We start from the raw sequence: 23,401 nt of genomic DNA on the forward strand, positions 1-23,401 counted from the left end.
TTTGAATTATAAGGTTTTTTAAACGCGGGGGCGTGACGGGTGCCTGAATCAGCCAAACCGAAAATTGTTGTCCTGGCCGGGCCCACGGGCATCGGCAAAACCTCGCTGTCGCTTGAGATTGCCGAGCGGTTTAACGGCGCCATTGTGGGCGCCGATTCCATGCAGGTTTTCCGGCATATGGATATCGGCAGCGCCAAACCGGAACATAGCGAGCAGCAGCAGGCGCCCCATTATATGATCGATGTGGCAGATCCGGATGAACCGTTTGATGCGGCCGCCTATGCCCGGATGGCCCGCGCCGGCATCGACCAGATCCTTGATCAGGGCCGTCTCCCCGTGGTGGTGGGCGGTACGGGGTTTTATATCAAAGCCTTGCTCCATGGCCTGTTTCCGGCAAAACCCGCGGATGCCGCGGTACGGGACCGGCTGCATAAAGAAGCGGCCGAAAAAGGCATCCACTGGCTCTATGATCGCCTCAGGCAGGCCGATCCCGCGGCAGCGGAGCGGATCCATCCCAATGACACCTATCGGGTCATCCGGGCACTGGAAGTCTGTGAACTCACCGGCCGTCCCATGTCCGCCTATCAGGCGGCTCACGGGTTTTCCGAGCAGCCCTTTGCCCCCCTTAAATTCTGCCTGTATATGGAGCGGGAGGCGCTTTATGAGCGGATCAACCGCCGGGTGGCGGCCATGGTGGCCGCCGGGTTGTTGGAAGAGGTAAAGTCGCTTTTGGAACGCGGCTATTCAGGGGATTTAAAACCCATGCAGTCTTTGGGATACCGTCATATGCTAAGCTATCTTTACGGTCAGATGGACTGGGCGGCGGCCGTGGATCAGCTTAAAAAAGATACCCGCCGCTACGCCAAGCGGCAGCTCACATGGTTCCGCAAGGACCCGGAGATGATATGGAAGACGCCGGATGAAAAATCATCGATTTTTGAATGGATTGCTCAATTTATTCATTCAAATATCGGGTAATCGTTGTTATATTTTTTTTAAAACTTGATTCGGGCAAGTAGCGGGGATATATCAAGTTTTTCCGTAACCGTTCACGGTTTTCGGTTCACGGTTGACGGTTTACAGCTGTAAACTGAGAACTTTGAGCGGTTGCCAATCTATATGACGGAGGCTTGCTATGTTTAAAATCGTAGATCGCAAGGAAATGGCCGACGGCACCATTATTATGAATGAGATCGAAGCGCCGCGGATTGCGGCCAAAGCCAGGCCCGGCCAGTTTGTTATCCTCAAGGCCAATGAGACCGGAGAGCGGATTCCGTTGACCATCTCGGATTTGGATACGGAAAAAGGCACCATTGAAGTTATCTACATGGTAATCGGCAAGTCCACCGCACTTTTTAAGGAACTGGGCGTGGGCGACGGCTATCAGGATGTCATCGGTCCGCTCGGCAAACCCACAGATATTGAGAAGCTGGGGCATGTGGTCTGCGTGGGCGGCGGCACCGGTGTTGCGGTGCTGTTTCCCATCACCCGGGGCTTTAAAAACGCCGGCAATAAAGTGACCAGCATTATCGGCGCCCGGACCAAGGATTTGCTGATCCTGGAGGACAAAATGAAGGCGGCTTCTGATGAGCTGCGCGTTTGCACGGATGATGGCTCCTACGGCACCAAAGGCTTTGTTACGGAAGCGTTAAAGGATGTTTTGGAAAATACAAAGGTGGATCTCGTGGTGGCCATCGGGCCGGTGCCCATGATGAAGTTTGTTTCCAAACTGACCCAGGAGTATAATGTCAAGACCCTGGTGAGTCTTAACCCGATCATGATTGACGGCACCGGCATGTGCGGCTGCTGCCGGGTCTCTGTGGGCGATGAGACCAAGTTCGCCTGTGTGGACGGGCCCGAATTTGACGGCCACCAGGTGGATTTTGACGGTTTGATGCAGCGCCTTCGGGCCTACGAGGAAGAAGAGAAAAAGGCATATGATGAATACTGCGCGGCAGTGGGTCAATAGGAGATCGGCCACGCACCAGTTGTTGATGGAGGATACTCATGGCTGAAAAAGCAGCAAAAAAAGAGAAAACCCCCCGCCAGCCGATGCCTGAGCAGGCACCGGAGGTCAGGCGGAGAAATTTTGATGAAGTGCCGACGGGTTATTCAGCGGAAACGGCAATGACCGAAGCCCAGCGATGCCTGCACTGCAAAAAGCCGGCCTGTGTATCCGGCTGTCCCGTTGAGATCGATATCCCCAGCTTTGTCGGCTTGGTTTCAGAGGGGAAATTCAGTGAAGCCATACGTAAAATCTGGGAGAAAAACAGCCTGCCGGCAATATGCGGCCGGGTATGCCCCCAGGAGATCCAATGCGAGGGTGAATGCGTATTGGGGAAAAAGGGCGAGCCTTTGGCGATCGGCAATCTGGAGCGGTTTGTGGCCGATTATGAACGGGCGCACGGCAGCGGGGAAGCCCTGCAGACCATGGAGCCTACCGGAAAGAAGGTGGCGGTTGTCGGGTCCGGGCCTTCCGGTTTAACGGTTGCCAGCGATCTTTTGTTAAAGGGGCATGAAGTTACCCTTTTTGAAGCATTCCACAAAACCGGCGGGGTTTTGGTGTACGGGATTCCCGAATTCCGGCTGCCGAAAGATATCGTGGCCTCAGAAATCAATTTTTTGGAAAAACTGGGGCTTAAAATCGAATGCGACGAGGTGGTGGGAAAAACCGTGACCCTGGATGAGCTTTTTGAAGAAGGCTATGACGCCGTATACATCGGCGTGGGCGCCGGTCTCCCCAAGTTTCTGAACATCCCCGGGGAAAACCTGGTGGGGATTTATTCCGCCAATGAATACCTGACCCGGGCCAACCTGATGAAGGGCTACCGCTTCCCCGAGTATGACACCCCGCTTGCCAAGGGGAAAAACGTGGTGGTGCTGGGGGCCGGCAACGTGGCCATGGATTCGGCGAGGACCGCCATGCGGCTGGGCGCGGATAAGGTTCGGATCGTCTACCGCCGCTCAAGGGATGAGATGCCCGCCCGGGCCGCGGAGATCCATCATGCCGAGGAAGAGGGCATTGAAATGTATCTCTTGACCAATCCCACGAAGTTTATCGGGGATGAAAACGGCCGGGTCACCAGCATGGAATGCATACAGATGGAGCTTGGCGAACCGGATGAGTCGGGCCGCCGCCGGCCGGTGCCGATCGAAGGCTCTGAATTTATTCTGGATTGTGATCTGGCGGTGGTGGCCGTGGGGGCCGGTGCCAATCCGGTGCTGACCCAGTCAGACCCGGAGATTGCGCTAACCAAGCGCGGCTATATTATTGCGGATGAGGAAACCGGAAAAACCACCAAACCGGGCGTATGGGCCGGCGGGGATATCGTGACCGGCCAGGCCACCGTGATTCTGGCCATGGGCGCGGGCCGCGCGGCCGCGGATTCCATTCACAAGTATTTGACCTGGGGCTGGTAGGCGCTCGGCTGGCGGCGGATGCGCTGGCGCTTATCCGCCCTACGGCCTTTACACCCTAAACCCTAAACCTTACACCTTAGACCTTAGACCCTAAACCCTCCTCGTCCAGCACGCCGATTTTCATGGCGTAGCGGACCAGGCTGGCGATGTTAAAAATTTCCAGTTTCTCCATGAGGTTGGATCGGTGCTTGGCAACGGTTTTCGGGCTGATATAAAGCAGTTGGGCGATCTCATCTGTGGTATTGCCGGCAATCAGCATCCGGAACACTTCCTTTTCGCGCCGGGTAAGGAGGTTGTATTTGTCGTGGACCGGGCCTTCATCGGTTTGTTTAATGAAATGATCGATAATATCGGTTTTGATTTCCGGGCTCAAATAGTAGCCGCCCTGATGAATTGCCTGAATCGCCTCACCGAGTTCTTGAAAATCAGATGTTTTGAGGATGTAGCCCCGGGCACCGCCATGAAGCGCCTGTCGCACATGGGACTGCTTGATGCTGTTGCTCACCACGATTACGCTGGTTTGCGCCGAGGCCTCTTTGATGAGCTGAATGGTATCAAATCGCGTCAGGATCGGCAGGGTTAAATCCAGCAGCACGATATCCGGTTTATCGGATTTAACGCGCTCCAATGCTTCCTGACTGTTGGCGGCTTCCCCGACGACTTCAAACTGACTTTCCCGATCCAGCAGCGCCTTCAACCCCTCTCTTACCATTAGATGATGATCAGCGAGCAAAATTTTGATGGTGTCCATAGTCTGTCAACCTTTACGGGTTAATATGCACGGTAAATTTGTGCTATTTTTCCGGCAGGCACGGTGGCCTGCCCTACGAGAGAATACGCCCTTCTGTAGGGTCGGCCACCGTGCCGACCTTAGCCGGAACAGAGTCACCGTGGGTTTAGGTTAATATGCTCCCGCGGAAAAATCAGATGTTCATGCATAGACCGGAATTTCAGCGCGGCAATATTTATGCATAAACATGTTAAATCGGAAAGTAAATAAGCATAACACGTATTTTAAGGGAGTTATTAACGACCCCCCATCATGACAGCCGGTTCCAGAAGTTTCTGGCCGTATCGCTCATGGTTTTTTCCTCCGGTCCGGCTGAAGCATTACTGCCGCCGGATCCGCCGCCGGTAAGACGCGCAATCCGTTTTTCAATGGGCGGATGAGTGGAAAACAGATGCATCAGGCTTTGGCCGGAAAGCGGGTTGCTGATAAACATGTGCGCCGTAGCCGGTTCTGCCTGCATGGGTATCTTTTTGGAATAGGCCCCCAGTTTATCCAGCGCCCGCGCCAGCCCTTCGGAGTTGCCGGTGATCTGGGCGGACGTGCTGTCTGCTAAATATTCGCGGGATCGCGAAATGGCCATCTGAATCAGCATGGCCGCCAGCGGGGCAATAATGGACATCGCCAAGAGCCCGATAATGCCGCCCCCTTCTTCGTTGTCTCCGCCGCCCATGCCCCCGAATATGGCCGACCAACGGGCAAAGGTGGCAAGCATCATCACCGCCCCCGCCATAGTCGCGGCAATGGTTTGAATCAGCATGTCCCGGTTTTTAACGTGGCCCAGTTCATGGGCGATAACCCCGGCCAGTTCATCCCGGTTCATATACCGAAGCAGTCCCTCCGTGACCGCAACCACTGCATTTTGGGGGTTCCGTCCGGTGGCAAACGCGTTCGGCGACTGCTGCGGGATAATATAGAGCGTGGGCATGGGGAGATCGGCCTTAGCGGCCAGGTTTTCCACAAGGCCATAGAGATCCGGGGCATCCTGCCGGGTAACCGGCTGGGCCCGGTACATTTTAAGGACCATCTTGTCCGAATAGTAGTAGGAAAAGAAATTAATGCCGCCGGCAAACAGCAGGGCGATAATCATCCCCCCGGTGCCGCCGATCATTTGGCCAACCCACATGATAAGGACGGTAAGCACCGTCATCAGCGTTAATGTTCGAATTCGGCTACCCATAAATTACGCTCCCGATATAAATTTAGGTTTTAACGATCAGTCATTGAGCCGGGCACAATGACATTAATTTCGACCATCTGCTGCTGTCATTTCGAGGAACGACAGTGACGAGAAATCTTAAAAAATCATCTAATTATAAAATTTCTCGCTGGCGCTCGAAATGACAACCGAGCCAATTTTTACTTTTATGTTAACGTCATTGAAGCTGAGTCACTTTGTTACCGCGTTTACGCTATATAAGATAGGACAGTTTTGGCGGAAAGCAAGAGGGGGGGCGTTATTATGGGGTCTGCGCGGTTTAGAGCCCGGCCCTGGATTTGGGCAGCCGGGGAATAAAATCTGTGGTCAGGCTGCCGATGTAGAGGTACCTATCGGTTTCAGTGACACTGGTGTTCAACGGTACCGCCGGATTCGGATGCTGGAGGTTTTGGACGACCCGGCCGTTCTCGTCAATGGCCATCACATGCCCATAGTGGGCGGGCTTGGGCCGAAGCGGCACCGGGATCCGCTGAATCATTTTCCGGATCAGCGGCTTGTCCGAGAGCTTGTCCAGCAGGGGATTGCGGGGGGAAACAAACGCCACCCAGAACCGGCCGTCCCTGCCGGCGGCGATGTTATCCGGAAATCCGGGCAGGGCTTCAATCAGGGGTTCAACCGTTCCTTTGTCGGGGCCGGTCAGCCAGTAGCGAAGTACCCGATAGGTGCCGGTCTCATTGACCAGCACATACCGCTGGTCCGGGCTGACTGCCACGCCATTGGCAAAATTGATGCCGTCAGCAAGGGTTTTGGTGTTTCCGGTGGCCGGCTCATAAACCAGGAGGCGGCCGTGTCCGCCGTGTTCCATGATATCCACTAGACTGGTCGCCAGTGTGCCCCCGAAATCCGCCGGCGAAAATTTGGCGGAGGCGTCTGAAAAATAGATTTTTCCGTCTTTTGCCACATCCACATCATCCGCATATCGGATGGGCCGGCCATCCGCCTCGGTGGCAAGGACGGTGATCTCTCCGGATGGCGCCACGGACAGCAGGCCGCGATAGCCGTCCGCCACAATCAGGCTGCCGGCTGCGTCAAATTCAATGCCCAGGGGCCGGCCGCCGGTATCCGCCCATTTTTCCGGTTCTGCCGAAGCGTTTTCCAGTCGGACGATGATCCCCTCATGGGTGGGGGCATAGATACGGCCCTGTTTATCAACGGCGATATCCTCCGGTCCATGGAGGCCTGCCAGGGGAAGCTTTTCAATGCCGGAGAGCCGGGTATTGGATTTAAAATCGCCCGTATATCCCGGATTCGGCGGAGTCTCCCAGGCTTTGGGGTCAATGGGCACCGGCCAGGTCAGCAGGTAAACCACCAGCAGCGCGATTAAAATTCCCATTGCAGCGAGTAATTTTTTTAGCACAGTGGATATCCCTTTTCAGGCGGGCACGGTGGCCCGCCCTACGAATGGGAAAAAACCTGATCCATCGTAGGGTCGGCCACCGGGCCGACCATAAATTCTTGATTTCATTAACCTAATACCTAATACCTAATACCTAATACCTAATACCCAAAACCTAATATCCGTGAAGTGACTTGGAAAAAGCAATCAATCTCTCGCGGCCCCAAAAAACAAATTACGCGGCGGAATCTTTTTTCATGGCCTCATACGACCAGTCGCCCCAGACCTGTTCGATGATTTTTAAGAGGAGCGGATAGACGATTTCCTGGGCCACTTTCCCATAGAGCAGATCCAGGTGATTGGCGTTTTCAATCACAAAATCGATCACCTGGCTTCTGGTGTCCGCAATATCAATCCGCTCAATATCCCGATAGGATTCAATATGATAGATTTTCTTGCGCTTATGCGGGTATGATTTGCTGTAATACACATTATCCGGCGGCGCCAGCGGGTCCTTATCCCCCCAGATATGAAACAGGGGGATATCCTTTGAAAAGTAGTTGAGATGGGTGGAATAGTTGAACCGGCTCTGGTCCATGCGCTTGAACCCTTCGCCGTTGTAGATGGCTTTGAGAAACTGAAATCCCAGTCCCAACGGCACGGATTCAATGGCATTATGGATGTATTGTTTGGTGAAGAAGTTATTGTCGGAAATATGGTTCTCCGGGCACATGAGGAAATTGAGATCGCCCACATTGGTTTTCACCAGCTGATTCGTGGCCTGGCTCAACCCCGGCATATTGGACAAAAACATCATGGCCTCTTTAACCGGCACCTGCTGCAGCCGGAAGATGCGGGACAGATGGTTTAGCCACAACATGGTCGGGAAAATAACATGGGAATGCCGGTTGAAGAATTTGGGAGACCCCATGGAGATGATGCCGCGGACCTGCTTCAGATTTTCGGCGGCCACGTCCGCCGCCGGCAGCAGCTGGTTGAGCAGGGCTTTCTGCTCGGCGGTGAGATCGTCGATATGGTTTAAATGCCGCCGAAGGCTCCAGTTCAGCACCATGTTTTCGGCGATAATCCCCCCCATGCTATGGCCAACCAGAACCGAGGGTTTTTTCTTGCTGCGCTGATAAATAAATTGCAGCACCGTGGGCAGATCATAGTCAATCAGCGTGTCCACGGTATACCAGGGGTCGAATTTGCCCTGGTTGATGCCCATGCCGCGGGGATCGAATAAATAGACCCAATGCCCTTTATCCGCCATATCCTTGGCCAAAGACTGTTTGTTGGAGAGGTCATAGCAGTTGCTGTTATTAACAAAGCCCGGGATCATGAGTACGGACGGCCGGTTGTCGCCGGAGGTAACATCTTCAATGCTCACAAGCCGGCGGAATTTGATTTCCTTGCCTTCCTCGGTATAATCCCGGTAAAAAACGAATTCATAATCCCCCCGGCCGTTTTGGGTGTTTTCCTCGATTTCGCTGTCAAAATAGGCCGGCAGGCGGTTGTTTTTAAGGGTTTCCTTAAGGATGCGCCGACTGGTGGCCTCCTCCAGAATGGCTGAGAAAAAATAGCCGGGTATTTTACACCGGTTTATTGCCAGGTATTTCAGCTGGCTGCGGGTCAGGATGATAACGTTTTCGGTAAGCTGCAGATTGCCGGCTTCCAATTCGGTGATCAATATGTCTTTAATCCCGCTTCGCGGCACTCTGATCCCCGTGACCTGGAGGAATATATGATACAGGGTCAGCGCCAGTTTGCCGGCCGCCCGGGCGCGGATTTCCTCACGGGATTTAAGCAGCTCCTGGGATACGGGAAGCCCCAGCCGCAGCTGGCCCTCATAGATTTTGCTGTAAAAGTCATAGGTAAAGTTAATCCATCGGGTGAACAGATCGTTGGCCACAAACCGCACCGCGGATTTTCGGATGCGCTGGACCTGGCTGGAAACGATATTTATTGAAAACTCCAAGTTAAAATTATTCAGGGAAGGCGGCCTGGCGACAGGCTGTTTATTCGGATGCGTCGCCTCTGTTATTTCTTTATTCATCTGTTTTTTCTTATCCATTGGGTTGTTTATCCTGAATTGCTGGGCAACTAATATGCCAAATATTTTCTGAATCTTATTTTAAGCCTGTTTAACAAGATTTACAACAAAAATCAATATCCATGTTACGTAAAGGGTAAATTGTAGCAGTTGGGGCTGCTTCCTCAATAGAAAAAACTTTACGTAAAGTGCTTAATATGTAAGTTAAAACCCATTGCCATTAACTTAAGAGTGGAAACGGGCTTGGTTGTAATATCGAGCGGCAGCGAGAAATTTTACAATTGCAAGATTTCTCGTCACTGTCGTTCCTCGAAATGACAGCGGCGGAAGGCTGAAGTTAACGATATTGATATGGTTAAAGGGCAAAGGAATAAATCTCATATACTCAGTGCCTTAGTACCTTAGTACCTTAGTGCCTCAGTGCCTCAGTGCCTCAGTGCCTCAGTGCCTTTATCACCTTATGACCCCGCTTGCAGCCGGGGGAACAATCTTAAGGAGAAGATTATATGACAAAGCCAGCCTATGTGGGGGCGGTGGACCAGGGAACCACCAGCACCCGGTTTTTCGTATTTGATCATCACGGAAAAATTGTATCCCGCGCCCAGCTGGAACACCGGCAGATTTACCCAAAGCCCGGGTGGGTGGAACATGACCCCATAGAGATCCGGGACCGGGCCTATGAGGTGATCCGGCAGGGGCTTAACGCCGCGGACATCAAACCGGGCCAGCTTTCGGCCGTGGGCATTACCAACCAGCGGGAGACCACTGTGCTCTGGGATCCCAAAACCGGCAAGCCCTATTATAACGCGATCGTGTGGCTGGATACCCGCACCGAGGCCATATGCCAAAGACTGGCGGCTGACGGGGATATGGGATGCTTCCGGGATCGGGTGGGCCTGCCGCTGTCCACCTATTTCTCAGGGCCCAAGATCAAGTGGCTGATTGAGCATGTGGACGGGCTTAAATCCGCCATGGAAAGGGGCGAAGTCCTGTTCGGCAATATGGATGCCTGGCTCATGTGGTGGCTGTCCGGCGGGCCGGACGGCGGCATCCATATTACGGATGTCTCCAACGCGAGCCGGACCATGCTCATGAATATCGAGACCCTGGCCTGGGATCCGGAAATGCTTTCCGCCATGGATCTCTCCGATAGGATCCTGCCTGAGATCCGGTCCTCCAGTGAAGTCTACGGCCATACCGCGCCGGACGGGGTGTTTGGCGAAAAAATTCCGCTGGCCGGAATTCTGGGGGATCAGCAGGCCGCGCTTTTCGGCCAGGCCTGTTTTACGCCGGGAGAGGCCAAGAATACCTATGGTACCGGCTGTTTCCTTTTAATGAACACCGGCGGGCAGATGGTGCATTCCACCCACGGGCTGCTGACCACGCCGGCCTATCGGATCGGTGACAAGCCCCCGGTGTATGCGCTGGAAGGCTCGATTGCCATCGCCGGCTCCCTGATCCAGTGGGTGCGGGACAATCTGGGGCTGATTACCGCCTCAGAAGAGATCGAGTCCCTGGCGCAGACCGTGGATGACAATGGGGGCATCTATTTCGTGCCCGCGTTTTCCGGCCTCTTTGCCCCGCACTGGCGAAGCGATGCCCGGGGCGTGATCACGGGGCTTACCCATTACATCAACAAGGGCCATATCGCCCGCGCCGCCCTGGAGGCCAGCGCGTTTCAGGCCCGGGAGATTTTTGAGGCCATGGAAAAGGATTCCGGCATCCAGCTGAAAGCCTTGAAAGTGGATGGCGGGATGGTGGCCAATAACCTCTTGATGCAGTTTCAGTCCGATATTCTGGGCCTGCCGGTGATATGCCCGAAAAACGGGGAGACCACTGTGCTGGGTGCGGCCTATGCCGCAGGGCTTGCCGTGGGATTCTGGTCGGATCTTCAGGAATTGCGCAGGCACTGGGAAATCGCCCGCCAGTGGGACAGCCGAATGGGCGAAGACGAGCGCCGGCGGCTTTATGAGGGCTGGATGAAGGCGGTCTATAAAAGCTATGCCTGAGGCCCGGCCATCCCCCTAACTTTATAGAATTCCACAAAATATAACCTCTGCGTCAATTTTTTAGATTTGACAGCAGAGGGCATTCCTGTTATTGATTTCGGATCTTATAAACACTATTACTTATTAAGTAGAACAATTTTTATTTATATGAACACCGTTTCACCATGCCGGATAATACGGAAAAGTTTCAAATCAATGCGGCCGGGCCTTTTTATGTAGCCAGGGTCTGCATCGGGTGCACCCTGTGCGGCGGCATTGCCCCCGATAATTTTCAGGAAAATATGGATCAAAACCTATCCATCTCGCACAGCTATGTATACAAGCAGCCGCAAGATGCCGCGGAGTTCGAGTTGTGCGAAGAGGCCATGTATACATGCCCGGCCAATGCCATACGAAATGACGGCTCCGAATGATTCCATACTGTCATTTCGAGCGCCAGCGAGAAATCTTAAGATTCCTCGTCGCTCGCGCTCCTCGGAATGACAGGGCGGAAAGTTATGCCGTTAATGACATTAGGGTGCAATGATAGAAACCTTAAATAAGGAGGGGGCGACAGTGAAGCAGATCGTGAGTATCAGCCTGGGATCCAGTTCGGATGATTATGAATTCGAGACCGAATTCCTCGGGCAGCAGTTTAATATTAAGCGCCTCGGCACCGACGGGGACCCCGATGTGGCGGCTGAATACCTTAAGGATTGGGACACGCAGGCGGATGCCCTCGGCCTGGGCGGTGTGAATTTTGGCTATGCTATGGGCTCCAATCGGCTGGTGGAGCAGCAGAAACGAAAAATCAATAAACTGCGGGCTCAGATCAACTCCCCGCTGACCACGGGGGAATCTTTGCGCCGGGTGTCTTTTGAATGGGCGATCCGGCATCTGCAGTTCAAATTCGGCAACAACTATTTCAACCACCGCAAGACGCTTTTCATGTCCGGCCTGATCAACTACAACATCGCCAAGGTGCTTTCCGAATACACGGATAATCTGAGCTTTGCCGATCCGGTGTTTGAAAACGGAATCCCCAAGCTCTTAAACTCCATGGATGACCTGCATACCTATGCCAAAGGCGTCCACGATGTGCTGGAGTGGGTGCCCACCAAACGGCTGTCCATCTCCGCGGTGCCGCTTAAAAAATGGAATGACTATGTGGTCTGCAAGGCCATACAGAATTCTCAGGTGCTGGTGGTGCCGTCCAACAATTTCTATGAGTACCTGGCGCATTGCTCGCTGGAGGAGCTGGGCGGTAAGATCGTGATAACCGCCACCGCCTATCCGGAGCGGGTCAAATTTTTACAGGAACGCGGCGTGGATGTGGTGTTTGACTGCACGCCCAAGATCCTTGAGCAGGTGGTGGGCTTTAATGTGCTGGAGGCCATGATCGCTGCGGCATTGGATATGTCGCTGGATAAAATCACGGATGACGATTTGCTCGAGGTGATCAGCGAGCAGCACATGGACCCGCGGGTGATTTATCCCCAGGGGGAATTCCGGCGGGTCAACCGCTTTGCCTTTGTGATCCATCCGCTCTCCCAGGAGCAGCTAAGAAAAGATCCGAATATCGAACTGGCGGCAAGATACGCCCCTTCGTTTTTTATGGACACCGTGGAAAAGGCCATGGCCTATTCACCCGCATTCGTCTATACAAAGATGAGCGGCATCAAATCCCCCACCGGCGTTGAAGCCGAGGGGTGGCTGATCACGGTGGGCGGAACGCCCAAGCAGATGCTCGCGCACACGCCGGAATTTACTTATAAGCGGCTCTTGCAGGCCGCCAGGCTGGCCAAGCGCATGGGCGCGCAGATTATGGGGCTGGGCGCTTTCACCAAGGTGGTGGGCGATGCCGGCATTACGGTGGCCAAAAAGGCCGATATTCCCATTACCACGGGAAACAGCTACAGCGCATCGGGCGCTTTGTGGGCGGCCGCGGATGCCGGACGCCGTATGGGGCTTCTCGAAGTGGATCAGCGGAGCAAGAAACTTCACGGCAAAGCCATGGTAGTGGGCGCCACCGGCTCCATCGGCTCCGTCTGCTGCCGGCTTCTCGCCATGGCCTTTAAAGAGGTTTATATGGTGGATATCCGCCATTCCAAACTTTTGGCTTTGAAAGAGTCCATCCAGGAAGAGACCCCGGATGTGAAGGTGGAGATTTCCACCCGGGCGGACAAGTTTCTTGAGGACATGGATGTGATTGTAACCGCCACCTCCGCGGGCGGCGGCAAAAGCGTCATTGATATCATGCAGGTCAAACCCGGCTGCATTATTACGGACGTGGCCCGGCCCCTGGATCTTTCCGCCGAGGATGTGGCCAAGCGGCCGGATGTTCTGGTCATCGAGTCGGGCGAAATCCTGCTGCCCGGAGAGAATGTGGAGATGCGCGATATTGGCCTTCCGCCCAAGGTGGCCTATGCCTGTCTGGCCGAGACCATCGTGCTGGCGCTTGAGGGCCGGTTTGAAACCTATACCATCGGCCGCGAGATCGAATGGCAGAAGGTAAAAGAGATTTATAAGCTGGGCTTAAAGCACGGCATGCGCCTGGCGGCCATCTCCGGGGTAAACGGCGTGTATTCGGATGCGGATATCGCCGAGGTCGCGCGCCTGGCCAAGGCCGCCCGAAAGGGCCATGACCCGGTGAAGATGAAGCAGGCCGCAGCCGGCGGAATGGATGAATAGCGGAATGATCATCGGTTTTGTGCAGACAAAAGGGGGCACCGGCAAAAGTACGCTGGCTGTGAACACGGCATTTTCCCGGACCATGCACCGGGTGTTTGAAAGTATCGCCCTGGTGGAGCTCGATTCCCAGGGAACGCTTAAAAACTGGTGGGATGAGCGCCAGGAGTCGGGGTATAATTCCGGGCATGTATCCTTTCACCATATTTCGAGCAGCCAGAAGGAGGTGTTCCAGCAGGGGATTAAGGCGATTTCCGCCCACAATGACCTGATGATCATGGATATTCCGGGCGAGGGCACGGGCAAACTCCATACCCGGTTTGCCTGCGCATTCTGTGACCTGGTGATTATTCCGCTCCGGACCTCGACCAACGATGAGACCGCATTTATGAATAATCTGTATCCGATTGTTCAGCAGATTATCAAGGCGGTGCCCGAGAAGCGGGCGCATTTTTATGTGCTGCCGGTATTTGTGCATCCCCGGGTAAGCCCCCAAAAATGTTTTGAGTATTTTGATGAGATCCTGCCCATGTACATATCCTGCCTGGATGCGGTGTATCCCAGCCGGGCGGTGTATGAGAATTTTAACCGGCAGGGCCTGAATTTACACGAATATTCAAAACTTGTGGAAAACAACAAAAAAAACCGCCAGCAGGTGGAAAACGCCATCGCGGATATTGAAAATATCGCTCAGACAATTGTTAAAACAGGGAGAAAGATACATGGGTGACGCCAGCCAGAATGAAGAAAAGGTGGATCGCGCATTTGAGGTGGTTGAAGGCATGGAAAACAAGGGCGGGGAAGAAAATCCCGGCAACGGCAAGGCAAAATCCGCAAAATCCGGCCCTTCGCCTCAAAAAGGGCCGCGCCGATCCGGGGTTCGGGTGCATTTTTCCATGGATGCCCTGGTGTCTGAATCCGATACCCAGGCCAGCAGCGACAGCAAGCTGCGGCCCGGGGCGGCCAAACTTTTAAATATTGATTTTACGCTGCCCTATATCTGGCGGATTCCCGTTTTCGGCAAAACCGCCTTAAAGATGGTCCGGCGCCTCCAGCGGGATGAGTACCCGGATTCGATAAAAGATATCCTGCGGTCGCTGCGGAAGTGAATTAAGGGTTCACGGTTCGTAAAGGGGGATTTAGGGGGATTTTTTATCACTCTTTTTTGAACTTAAACACGATCTCATCCTCGCCGACCAGGGACAATTCCTGGCGGATGATGTATTCCAGGTAGGCGGGGTCGTTTTTCAGGCGGTTGACGCGGCGGTAAAGGGCGCGGTTCTCTTTTTCAATAACCCGGTTTTCCGCCTGAATCTTTTCCAGCCGTGCTTTTTTCCGGTTGAGCGCAATCAGGCCGTTATCCCCGAACAGGATCGCCCCCAGATACGCCGCGAGAATTAGAATTGCGGCGGCCAGTCCGATCTTTAGCTGCCATGGCTTAAATGTCATGCCAGGGGCTCCTTTTTTATCATTCGGGTGATATCTTTTAGTTCCGGGCATCGCAGGGCATATGCGCAAATCCCGTAAATGCTTATGCCCAGGATGACGCCCAGGGCTGTCCCCCCGAGCAGTTGATATAGGGATGCGCCCGGGGGCAGGGGGAACAGATAGAGTAAATAGCCCAATGCCCCGCCCATCACTAACGCACATATCACGGATTTTGCGACGGATTCAATTATTGTTTTCCCGTTTAGTTCCCCCAGCCGGCGGCGAAGCACCCATACCAGCAGACAGAAGTTTAGCATGGAGGCAAGAGACGTGGCCAGGGCCAGCCCCCCGTGGCTTAACGGCCCCATTAACAAGAGGCTCAGCAGGATATTGGCGATAATCGAGATGGAGGCCATTTTGACGGGTGTTACCGTATCCTGCAGCGAATAAAAGGTGGATACCACAACCCGCACGGCAGAAAACGCCCAGAGCCCGGCGCTGTAAAAGATCAGCGCATAGGCGGTGAGCCGGGTGCTGTCCGCGCCGAACTCCCCGCGCTGGAAAAGAAGCGCCACAATCGGCTCGCGCAAAACAATCAAGCCGATCATGGCCGGCAGGGTGATGAAAAAGATCAGGCGGATCGCATAGCTGAAAGTGTCGGCAAGGGCGGTAAAATCATTTGCCGCGGCCTGGCGTGAGAGGCTCGGCAGCACGGCCACGGACATGGAAATGGCAAAGATCCCCAGGGGAAACTGCACCAGCCGGTCCGCATAGTAGAGGTAGGAGACGCTGCCTTCGGGCAGGAGCGAGGCGAGCAGCGTGCCGATCAGGATGTTGATCTGATAGACTGCGGCGCCGAAGACCGCCGGCCCCATGAGTCTGCCGATACGCTTGACTCCGGGGTGATAGATCGGGGCCTTCTGCCAGAACCGGAAGCCTTTTTTGATTAAAAACGGGACCTGCAAAAGTATCTGCAAAAAACCGCCGATCAATACGCCGATCGCAAGGCCCGCAACCGGGGTCTCCATGTGCGGGGCGATAAACAGGACCGAGCCGATGATAGCCACATTCAAAAATACCGGGGCAAGGGCCGGGGCGGCAAAATGGCCGAGCGCATTTAGAATGCCCATGGAAAGGGCCACCAGGCAGATAAAAAAGATATAGGGAAACATGATCCGCGTAAGGTTTACGGTGAGACTGAATTTGTCGCCGCTAAATCCCGGGGCCACCCCCCGGACGATCCAGGGGGCGGCCAGGATGCCGGCAATGGTCAGCAGCACCAGCAGGATGGAGAGGACCCGAAGGGTGGACCGGGCCATTTTAAAGGCCTCCGCCCGGCCGTCCCGGTTCAGGTATTCGGTGAAGACCGGGACGAAGGCAATGGAGAGCGAGCCTTCCGCTAACAGCCGCCGCAGGAGGTTTGGAATCCGGAAGGCCACAAAAAATGCGTCAGATAAAAGACCGGCCCCGAAAAACCAGGCTATGACCATGTCCCGGATAAACCCCATGATCCGGCTCAAGAGCGTGGCAATGCCGATCACGCCTGCGGCTTTGGTGAGTTTTTTCTTTTCGGAGCTCATAGAAGATTCAGATCAAGAATGCCGTAGGTTAATGTTCCAATGAATCCGGTTTGGGCTGACAGGCGCTGCACCATGGTCAATTTGTTCTATCTGTTTTTCAGGCGGGCACGGTGGCCCCGCTCTATTTTTAAGGCGGGCACGGTGGCCCCGCCCTACGAATTGCTCTGTTTTTCAGGCGGGCACGGTGGCCCCGCCTACTACGAATTGTGTAGGGTCGGCCACCGTGCCGACCTTACATGCGATGAACCCCATAGTTATGGGGTTTATCGCCAGAACAAATTTACCGTGGGCGCTACACAATTTTTACAATTTTTATTGACATGATCCATGGAATCGGGTATCTGTCCAATTTATCTCTATCGAAAAAAATCAAAAAGGAGTGATACTATTGGCACATCATAAGTCAGCGATCAAGCGGATTCGGCAGAATGAAAACCGTCGGCTGCAGAACCGGGCGGTCAAAACCCGGATGAAAACCGCTACCAAAAAACTCGCGAGCGCGGAAAAAAGCGGGGACATCGAGGCCCTGGCCAATGAATTGAACCGCACGAAATCCGTGATTGATAAGGCCGCGAAAAAAGGGGTCATTCATAAGAAAACCGCCGCCCGCAGAAAATCCCGGCTGGCCCGGCGCATTAATCAGCTCTCCGCCGCTTAAAACCGATCCGTTAACCGGTAATAAATCCGCTCTGCCACACGTTCGGAAAGAACGGCAATAGCGGATTTTTTATTTTGTTCGGTCCGCCATTTCTCGGGGGCGACTTCATAGGCGTCGCTGGCGGAAATATCGTTGGCGGACCAGATTTTTTTGCCCCCGGGATCCCGCAGCTCCACATCCAGAAACAGCGTGATGCGCCGCTCCGCCGCCTGCGTGGGGCTTTTATGGGCAATGGTGCGGATTCTGGCATTTTTGATGGTGCCGGTTAAAAGCGCTTCCGCCTCGCTTCTGTCAACAATCCGGATATTTTTAAACCGGGTGAACTGGTTGACCAGGTCATTGGTCAACAGGGTTTCAATGCCCGTCTCCCCGCTTCTGTTCTCGAATATACCGATGCTTACCGTCTTTATGCCTTCCGGCAGATCCCCCCCGCCGGAAAAGTGATAGCCGCAGGCGGCTGTCAGCAGTAAAGCTGAAGAAAGGGCAATAAGTATTATTCGGGGCAGCATAAATGTTATAAGCTTATTTTATTCGGGTTGTTTTGGTAACCAGTTTAATAGTTTTTGCTCTATATCTGATCATCGCGTTGATTTCATCTTTCCGCTATGTCATTCGAGGCGCGGCACAAGTTTTCCGCTATGTCATTCCGAGGCGCGTGAGCGCCGAGGAATCTTGAAAAAAAGATTTCTCGCTGTCGCTCGAAATGACAGAGCGTTTAGTTATTGGCGGAGATAAAAAGTGATAAACGGCCGGCAATAATGATTCCCCGTAATTCATTGCCGTAGTATAGGGCATTGTGTATTGCCATTCCATAAGCCGTCAGGCTGCCGCTTTGTAATTTCCTATGCCTCAATCTTTCCGCCCTGTCATTCCAAGGCGTGGCATAAGTTTTCCCTATGTCATTATCGAGGCGTGGCACAAGTTTCCCGCTATGTCATTCCAAGACGTGGCATAAGTTTTCCCTATGTCATTCCGAGGCGCGGCACAAGTTTTCCGCTATGTCATTCCGAGGCGCGTGAGCGCCGAGGAATCTTCTATAATTCAAAGCTCAAATCCTTCCATTCCGGATTCGTTTGGCTCACCAGTTGATCCTTTTTGCTTCTTCGCCACCCCTTTATTTCCTTTTCCCTGGCAATCGCAGATCTTACCTCTTTTACCGTTTCAAAATAGACCAGTTTGAAAACATTATATTTTTGGGTAAAGCCATCGGCTGATTTGTTTTGGTGCTGATAAATGCGTTTTTTCAAATCGCTGGTTATGCCTGTGTACATGACCCTATTGTTCCAGTTGGTGAGTATGTAAACATAAAACTGTTTTTCGTTCAAAAGATTTCTCGCTGTCGCTCGAAATGACAGAGCGTTTAGTTATTGGCGGAGATAAAAAGTGATAAACAGCCGGCGATAATCATATCCGAGTACGAGTACGATTACGAGTACGAATCAGGGCGTTATGTCATGAAAAAGTGCCGCTGCGGCGGTCATACCACCACATTCACCAGCTTATCCTTAACCACGATAATCTTTTTGATGTCTTTGCCTTCGGTGAAGCGCCGGACGTTTTCATCGGCCAGGGCGTGCTCCTTGATAGCCTCCTCATCGGCATCCGCGGCGATTTCAAACCGGCCCCGGAGCTTGCCGTTTACCTGAACCACCATCTGCTTGGTGTCTGATACCAGGGCATCCTCGCGAAACTCCGGCCACCAGGCGGCAGACAGGGTGCCGGGCGCATAACCCATGGCCGCCCAGAGCTCTTCCGTGATATGCGGCACCACAGGCGCCAGCAAAAGCACCACCGTTTCCACCGCATGCCGCATGACGCCGGCGGCCTGTTCCTTCTTCAGATCCAGGTCAGCCGTGTACATGGCGTTTACCAGCTCCATCACCGCACTGATCGCGGTGTTGAAGTGAAACCGCTCCTCGATGTCCGTGGTGACCTTTTGAATGGTCTGGTGGGTTTTGGCGAAAAGTTTTTTGGATGCCTGATCCAAATCCGCCAAATCGCCGTCAAACGGCTTGACTGTTTCAATATCGGCCTGAAGATCCTTAATCAGCCGCCAGACCCGGTTTAAAAACCGGAATCCGCCTTCAACCCCCTGCTCGCTCCACTCAAGGCTCCGCTCCGGCGGGGCGGCAAACAGGCAGAAGAGCCGCACCGTGTCCGCGCCGTATTCTTCCAGCAGCACATTGGGGTCGATCACGTTTTTTTTGGATTTGGACATCTTCTCCACCCGGCCCACTTCGGCCAGGCTCCCGCACATCCGGCAATAGGGCTGATCATTCCGGAAATCGGTCTCCTCCGGATAGAGAAACCCGTGCTCCGGGCATTTTACGGTCTCCTTGCAGACCATGCCCTGGGTCAGAAGCCGGGTGAAGGGCTCCTTGAAATCCACCAGCCTCATGTCTTTTAACACCCGGGTAAAATAGCGGGAGTAGAGCAGGTGCATCACCGCATGCTCCACCCCGCCGATGTACTGATCCACCGGCATCCAGTAGCCCACCGCTTCAGGGTCGAACATGCCTGCGTCATGATGCGGGCTGCAGTAGCGCTCAAAATACCAGGAGGACTCCACAAACGTATCCATGGTATCGGTCTCGCGCCGGGCCGGCGCCCCGCACCTGGGGCAGGTGGTGTTGACAAAGGAATCCGTGGTGGCAAGGGGCGATCCGCCGCCTTCAAGCAGATCCACGTCTTCGGGAAGGACCACCGGCAGATCCGCCTCTGATACCGGCACCGCGCCACAGGCGTCGCAGTGGATGATCGGAATGGGCGCGCCCCAGTATCGCTGCCGGGAGATGCCCCAGTCCCGTATCCGATAGGAGATCGCTTTTTTTCCGATGCTATGCTTTTCAAAGTAGTCGGTAATGGCATCCTTGGCTGCACCGCTCTCCATACCGGTAAAGTCGCCGGAGTTGACCAGCAGGCCTTCGTCCGCATAGGCTTCGGTCTGCGCCACCTGTTCAACCGGCGTATCCCTGGGGCAGATAACCGGCACGATCTCTAAGTCGTATTTTTGGGCAAAATCAAAATCGCGCTGGTCATGGGCGGGAACAGACATAACCGCCCCTGTGCCGTATTCCATTAAGGCAAAGTTGGCGATATAGACGGGCATGCGCCGGCCGGTCATGGGGTTTTTGCACCAGGCGCCGATAAACAAGCCCTCCTTTTCATAGTTTTCAAGCAGCCGGTCAGAGCGGCTTTGAAGCGCCATGCGCTCGACAAACGAATCCACCTCTTCTTCTCGGCCGGTTCCCCGGGACAGGGGTTTGACCAGCGGATGCTCCGGGGCCAGGCACATGAACGTAGCACCGAAAATCGTGTCCGGCCGGGTGGTAAACACATCGATTGATTCATCTGAATCTTCGACCGCAAACCGGATTTCCGCACCGACACTTTTGCCGATCCAGTTTCTCTGCATGGTGGTCACTTTTTCCGGCCAGCCGGGCAGCTTGTCGCAGTATTGCAGCAGATCCTCGGCATAGTCGGTGATTTTAAAAAACCACTGGGTGAGCTTCTTCTGCCGCACGGGCTTGCCGCAGCGCCAGCATTCGCCGGCTTCCACCTGCTCATTGGCAAGTACGGTCTGGCAGGTTTCGCACCAGTTGACATGGGATTCGCCCTGATAGGCCATCCCATTTTCAAACATTTTGAGAAACAGCCACTGCTCCCATTTGTAATATTGCGGCGCACAGGTGGCGATCTCCCGGTCCCAGTCATAGCTGTATCCCAGGCGCTTTAACTGCTCGCGCATGGCGTCGATGTTGGCATAGGTCCATTTCGCCGGGTGGGTGTTGTTGGCGATGGCCGCGTTTTCCGCCGGCATGCCGAAGGCATCCCAGCCCATGGGGTGGAGCACGTTAAACCCGCGCATGCGCTTGTACCGGGCGATGACATCGCCGATGGTGTAGTTTCGGACGTGGCCCATATGGATTTTGCCGGAGGGGTAGGGAAACATCTCCAGCAGATAATATTTTTCCCGGGACGGGTCTTCGCGGGCCTTGAACTGTTTGTTATCATCCCAGACAGACTGCCATTTCGGCTCTATTTGTTTCGGATCGTATCGTGTTTCCATGGGTTGACTCTTGGTTAAAGGTTTAGGGTTTAGGGTTCAGGGTTTAAGGTTGACGGTTCAGTATCCCGATATTGCCGGCCTTGTCAAATTGCCTCAGCCCCCCTTTGAAAAAGGCGCCTGCCTCAGCCCCCCTTTGAAAAAGGGGGGATTGGGGGGATTTAAATTTGAAAAAGGTTGAAACTTCTTTTAAATCCCCCTAAATCCCCCTTTCAAAAGGGGGACTTAAAGGAATGGGCCATTTTTATATACATCAGCCAAGTCAGTTTTTATAAGGATTGGCCGTGTCAACTCTCTTAAAAGAATGCAAAAATTTTAAAAATTTGGAACACTCAATTTAGGTGCCATTTGGTTTCATGCCATAAAGCAATTGAAATATCAAGACGGATGGCTTTGCAGTCCATGGCTAATTTGTTCTAACCGCAAAGTCCATAACCACGGTCCTGTTAACGGACAGACAGTCGGCACGGTGGCCGACTCTACGACGCATGTCGCCGTAGGGCAGGCCACCGTGCCTGCCTAAAAAAAGACAGAACAAATTTACCGTGCTTTGCAGTCCAAAACAAGCCTGCAACCTGCTTAAATTAGAAATTATTTGACTTGTTTGGCCTTATTTCATATGAAGGTAAGCATTCAAACACAGGAGGTCATTATTTTATCCAATGAGTGCTAAAATACTTGTCAATGCGGTGGATCCGGAAGAATGCCGGATCGCCAAAGTAAAAAGTAACCGGCTGGAGGAGTTTCATATTGAAACCACCGCCCGCGAAATCACCCAGGGCAATATCTATAAGGGGGTGGTGGCCCGGGTGGAGCCGAGCCTGCAGGCCGTATTCGTGGATTACGGCGCAGAAAAGCACGGCTTCCTGCAGAAGCAGGAGATCCATCCGGACTATTATAAGGATGATCCATCCGGGAATCAGTCCCTTAAAAATATTGTCCAAAGCGGCCAGGAGATGCTGGTGCAGGTCACCAATGATCCGTTCATGCATAAAGGGGCCATGCTCACCACCTTTATTTCTCTGCCCGGCCGGCATACGGTTTTAATGCCGGGCACCAAAAACCGCGGGGTTTCAAGAAAAATCAGCGACGAGGCGGAGCGCAAGCGCTTAAAGGAAATAGTGGCCAAGCTGAAGATCCCGGACGAGTACGGCATTATTATCCGCACCGCCGGCCAGAACTGCACCAAGACGGCGATTGATAATGATTGCCGCTATCTCATGCGCCTTTGGAAAAACATCAACAAGCAGGCGGTGAATGCCGATCCGCCGGCGCTTCTCTACAAGGACCGGACCCTGGTACAGCGGGCCATCCGGGATTATTTTACCTCGGAAGTCACGGAAATTCTGGTGGATGATGAAACCGTATATAATGAAATCCGGGACTTCATCAACATGGTCTCACCGCAGCACAAGAAAATCGTCAAGCGCTACACCGCGGATAAGCCGATTTTTACCAAGCATCAGCTGGAAGACCAGATCACCTCGATTTTTGAAAACCGGGTCCGCTTAAAATCCGGCGGCACCATCGTGATTGAGCAGACCGAGGCCCTGGTCTCCATTGATGTCAATTCCGGCAAAGCCACCCAGAAGCGCTCCATTGAGGAGACCGCCCTGGCTACCAACATGGAGGCTGCGGAAGAGATCGCCCGGCAGCTGCGGCTTCGGGATTTTGGCGGTTTGATTGTTATTGACTTTATTGACATGCGGGAGCAGAAGAATAAGCAAAAAGTCGAGCAGCAGATGAAGGCCCAGCTTAAGGAGGACAAGGCGCGCAACAAGGTGGGCCGGATCACCCGCTTCGGCCTGATGGAGATGTCCCGGCAGCGAATCCGGCCCTCCATCCGGTTTATTAATTTTGAGCGCTGTCCGCATTGTCAGGGACGCGGCGTGATTCAGTCCGTGGAATCCCTGGGGCTCAGTTTTCTGCGCCGCCTTCGGCTGGAGACGCTTAAGACAGAGATCACCAATGCCAAAGGATATGTTCCCCCGGAAGTGGCCAACTACCTGCTCAACCGGAAAAAGAAAGAGATTCTGGACCTTGAAATGCGGCGGGATATTAACATCACCATAGGGGCGGATAAAACCATGGTCCCCGGCGACAGCCGGATTGAGTGGGAGTGATTGGGTGTTAATTGGGTGTTAGGTATTGGGTATTAGGTATTAGGAAAAACAGCAG

Annotated in this window: 19 protein-coding genes; 10 read left to right on the forward strand and 9 right to left on the reverse strand. The window is 53.7% G+C overall.

The genetic code is table 11. The features are described from left to right. Window positions 1–39: 39 nt before the first annotated feature. The 3 genes from miaA (at window position 40) to gltA (ending at window position 3,420) form a co-directional block, all read left to right on the forward strand. On the forward strand, window positions 40–978 hold the full coding sequence (gene miaA / locus U5L07_10590) for a tRNA (adenosine(37)-N6)-dimethylallyltransferase MiaA (GenBank protein MDZ7832188.1): 939 nt from the start codon (window positions 40–42) through the stop codon (window positions 976–978). Between the two features lie 157 nt (window positions 979–1,135). Next, window positions 1,136–1,969, forward strand: coding sequence for a sulfide/dihydroorotate dehydrogenase-like FAD/NAD-binding protein (locus U5L07_10595; protein MDZ7832189.1), 834 nt, complete (start codon window positions 1,136–1,138; stop codon window positions 1,967–1,969). A 38-nt stretch (window positions 1,970–2,007) separates the two neighbouring features. Then, window positions 2,008–3,420, forward strand: a complete 1,413-nt coding sequence (gene gltA, locus U5L07_10600) for an NADPH-dependent glutamate synthase (protein MDZ7832190.1) — start codon at window positions 2,008–2,010, stop codon at window positions 3,418–3,420. A 76-nt stretch (window positions 3,421–3,496) separates the two neighbouring features. On the opposite strand, the gene U5L07_10605 is transcribed toward gltA, so the two are convergent. From U5L07_10605 to U5L07_10620, 4 genes are all read right to left on the reverse strand, one after another. Then, window positions 3,497–4,171 carry a response regulator transcription factor gene (locus tag U5L07_10605; protein ID MDZ7832191.1) on the reverse strand — a complete coding sequence of 225 codons (675 nt, stop codon included), beginning with the start codon at window positions 4,169–4,171 and terminating at the stop codon, window positions 3,497–3,499. 289 nt (window positions 4,172–4,460) lie between these two features. Next, a complete protein-coding gene (gene htpX / locus U5L07_10610) occupies window positions 4,461–5,387 on the reverse strand; it encodes a zinc metalloprotease HtpX (GenBank protein ID MDZ7832192.1) in 927 nt (308 codons plus the stop codon). 298 nt (window positions 5,388–5,685) lie between these two features. Next, window positions 5,686–6,783 carry an SMP-30/gluconolactonase/LRE family protein gene (locus U5L07_10615; GenBank protein MDZ7832193.1) on the reverse strand — a complete coding sequence of 366 codons (1,098 nt, stop codon included), beginning with the start codon at window positions 6,781–6,783 and terminating at the stop codon, window positions 5,686–5,688. A gap of 214 nt (window positions 6,784–6,997) precedes the next feature. Further along, the gene (locus tag U5L07_10620; protein MDZ7832194.1) at window positions 6,998–8,836 is read right to left on the reverse strand and encodes an alpha/beta fold hydrolase; all 1,839 of its coding nucleotides are present in this window, start codon (window positions 8,834–8,836) and stop codon (window positions 6,998–7,000) included. Window positions 8,837–9,321: 485 nt separating this feature from the next. Here U5L07_10620 and glpK point away from each other — a divergent pair, with 485 nt between their 5' ends. The 5 genes from glpK (at window position 9,322) to U5L07_10645 (ending at window position 14,600) form a co-directional block, all read left to right on the forward strand. Beyond that, window positions 9,322–10,824 (forward strand): glycerol kinase GlpK, encoded by a 1,503-nt coding sequence (gene glpK, locus U5L07_10625; GenBank protein MDZ7832195.1) that lies wholly within the window; start codon window positions 9,322–9,324, stop codon window positions 10,822–10,824. A 164-nt stretch (window positions 10,825–10,988) separates the two neighbouring features. Then, window positions 10,989–11,237: a ferredoxin gene (locus U5L07_10630; GenBank protein MDZ7832196.1), complete on the forward strand. Its 249-nt coding sequence runs from the start codon at window positions 10,989–10,991 to the stop codon at window positions 11,235–11,237. A 142-nt stretch (window positions 11,238–11,379) separates the two neighbouring features. Continuing rightward, a complete protein-coding gene (locus U5L07_10635) occupies window positions 11,380–13,494 on the forward strand; it encodes a hypothetical protein (protein MDZ7832197.1) in 2,115 nt (704 codons plus the stop codon). Continuing rightward, a complete protein-coding gene (locus U5L07_10640) occupies window positions 13,487–14,221 on the forward strand; it encodes a ParA family protein (protein ID MDZ7832198.1) in 735 nt (244 codons plus the stop codon). Before U5L07_10635 ends, U5L07_10640 begins: the two co-directional genes overlap by 8 nt. Further along, window positions 14,214–14,600: a hypothetical protein gene (locus tag U5L07_10645; GenBank protein ID MDZ7832199.1), complete on the forward strand. Its 387-nt coding sequence runs from the start codon at window positions 14,214–14,216 to the stop codon at window positions 14,598–14,600. The genes U5L07_10640 and U5L07_10645 overlap by 8 nt, the downstream gene beginning before the upstream one ends. A gap of 46 nt (window positions 14,601–14,646) precedes the next feature. Here the strand turns inward: U5L07_10645 and U5L07_10650 are convergent, their stop codons facing one another. After that, a complete protein-coding gene (locus U5L07_10650; GenBank protein MDZ7832200.1) occupies window positions 14,647–14,940 on the reverse strand; it encodes a septum formation initiator family protein in 294 nt (97 codons plus the stop codon). Continuing rightward, entirely contained in the window at window positions 14,937–16,499 is a 1,563-nt protein-coding gene (gene murJ, locus U5L07_10655; GenBank protein ID MDZ7832201.1) for a murein biosynthesis integral membrane protein MurJ, read from the reverse strand. The genes U5L07_10650 and murJ overlap by 4 nt, the downstream gene beginning before the upstream one ends. A 388-nt stretch (window positions 16,500–16,887) precedes the next feature. Between murJ and rpsT the strand changes: the two genes are divergently transcribed. Next, a complete protein-coding gene (gene rpsT / locus U5L07_10660; GenBank protein MDZ7832202.1) occupies window positions 16,888–17,157 on the forward strand; it encodes a 30S ribosomal protein S20 in 270 nt (89 codons plus the stop codon). Here rpsT and U5L07_10665 read toward each other — a convergent pair. The 3 genes from U5L07_10665 to leuS all read right to left on the reverse strand — a co-directional run bounded on the left by U5L07_10665 (window position 17,154) and on the right by leuS (window position 21,226). After that, window positions 17,154–17,666, reverse strand: coding sequence for an LptE family protein (locus tag U5L07_10665; protein ID MDZ7832203.1), 513 nt, complete (start codon window positions 17,664–17,666; stop codon window positions 17,154–17,156). The genes rpsT and U5L07_10665 overlap by 4 nt on opposite strands. Window positions 17,667–18,191: 525 nt before the next feature. Next, window positions 18,192–18,482 (reverse strand): GIY-YIG nuclease family protein, encoded by a 291-nt coding sequence (locus U5L07_10670; GenBank protein MDZ7832204.1) that lies wholly within the window; start codon window positions 18,480–18,482, stop codon window positions 18,192–18,194. A 152-nt stretch (window positions 18,483–18,634) separates the two neighbouring features. Then, window positions 18,635–21,226 (reverse strand): leucine--tRNA ligase, encoded by a 2,592-nt coding sequence (gene leuS, locus U5L07_10675; GenBank protein MDZ7832205.1) that lies wholly within the window; start codon window positions 21,224–21,226, stop codon window positions 18,635–18,637. 659 nt (window positions 21,227–21,885) lie between these two features. Here leuS and U5L07_10680 point away from each other — a divergent pair. After that, a complete protein-coding gene (locus U5L07_10680; GenBank protein MDZ7832206.1) occupies window positions 21,886–23,346 on the forward strand; it encodes an Rne/Rng family ribonuclease in 1,461 nt (486 codons plus the stop codon). Window positions 23,347–23,401: the final 55 nt, after the last annotated feature.

The organism is Desulfobacterales bacterium (assembly GCA_034520365.1).
Lineage (GTDB): Bacteria > Desulfobacterota > Desulfobacteria > Desulfobacterales > Desulfosalsimonadaceae > M55B175.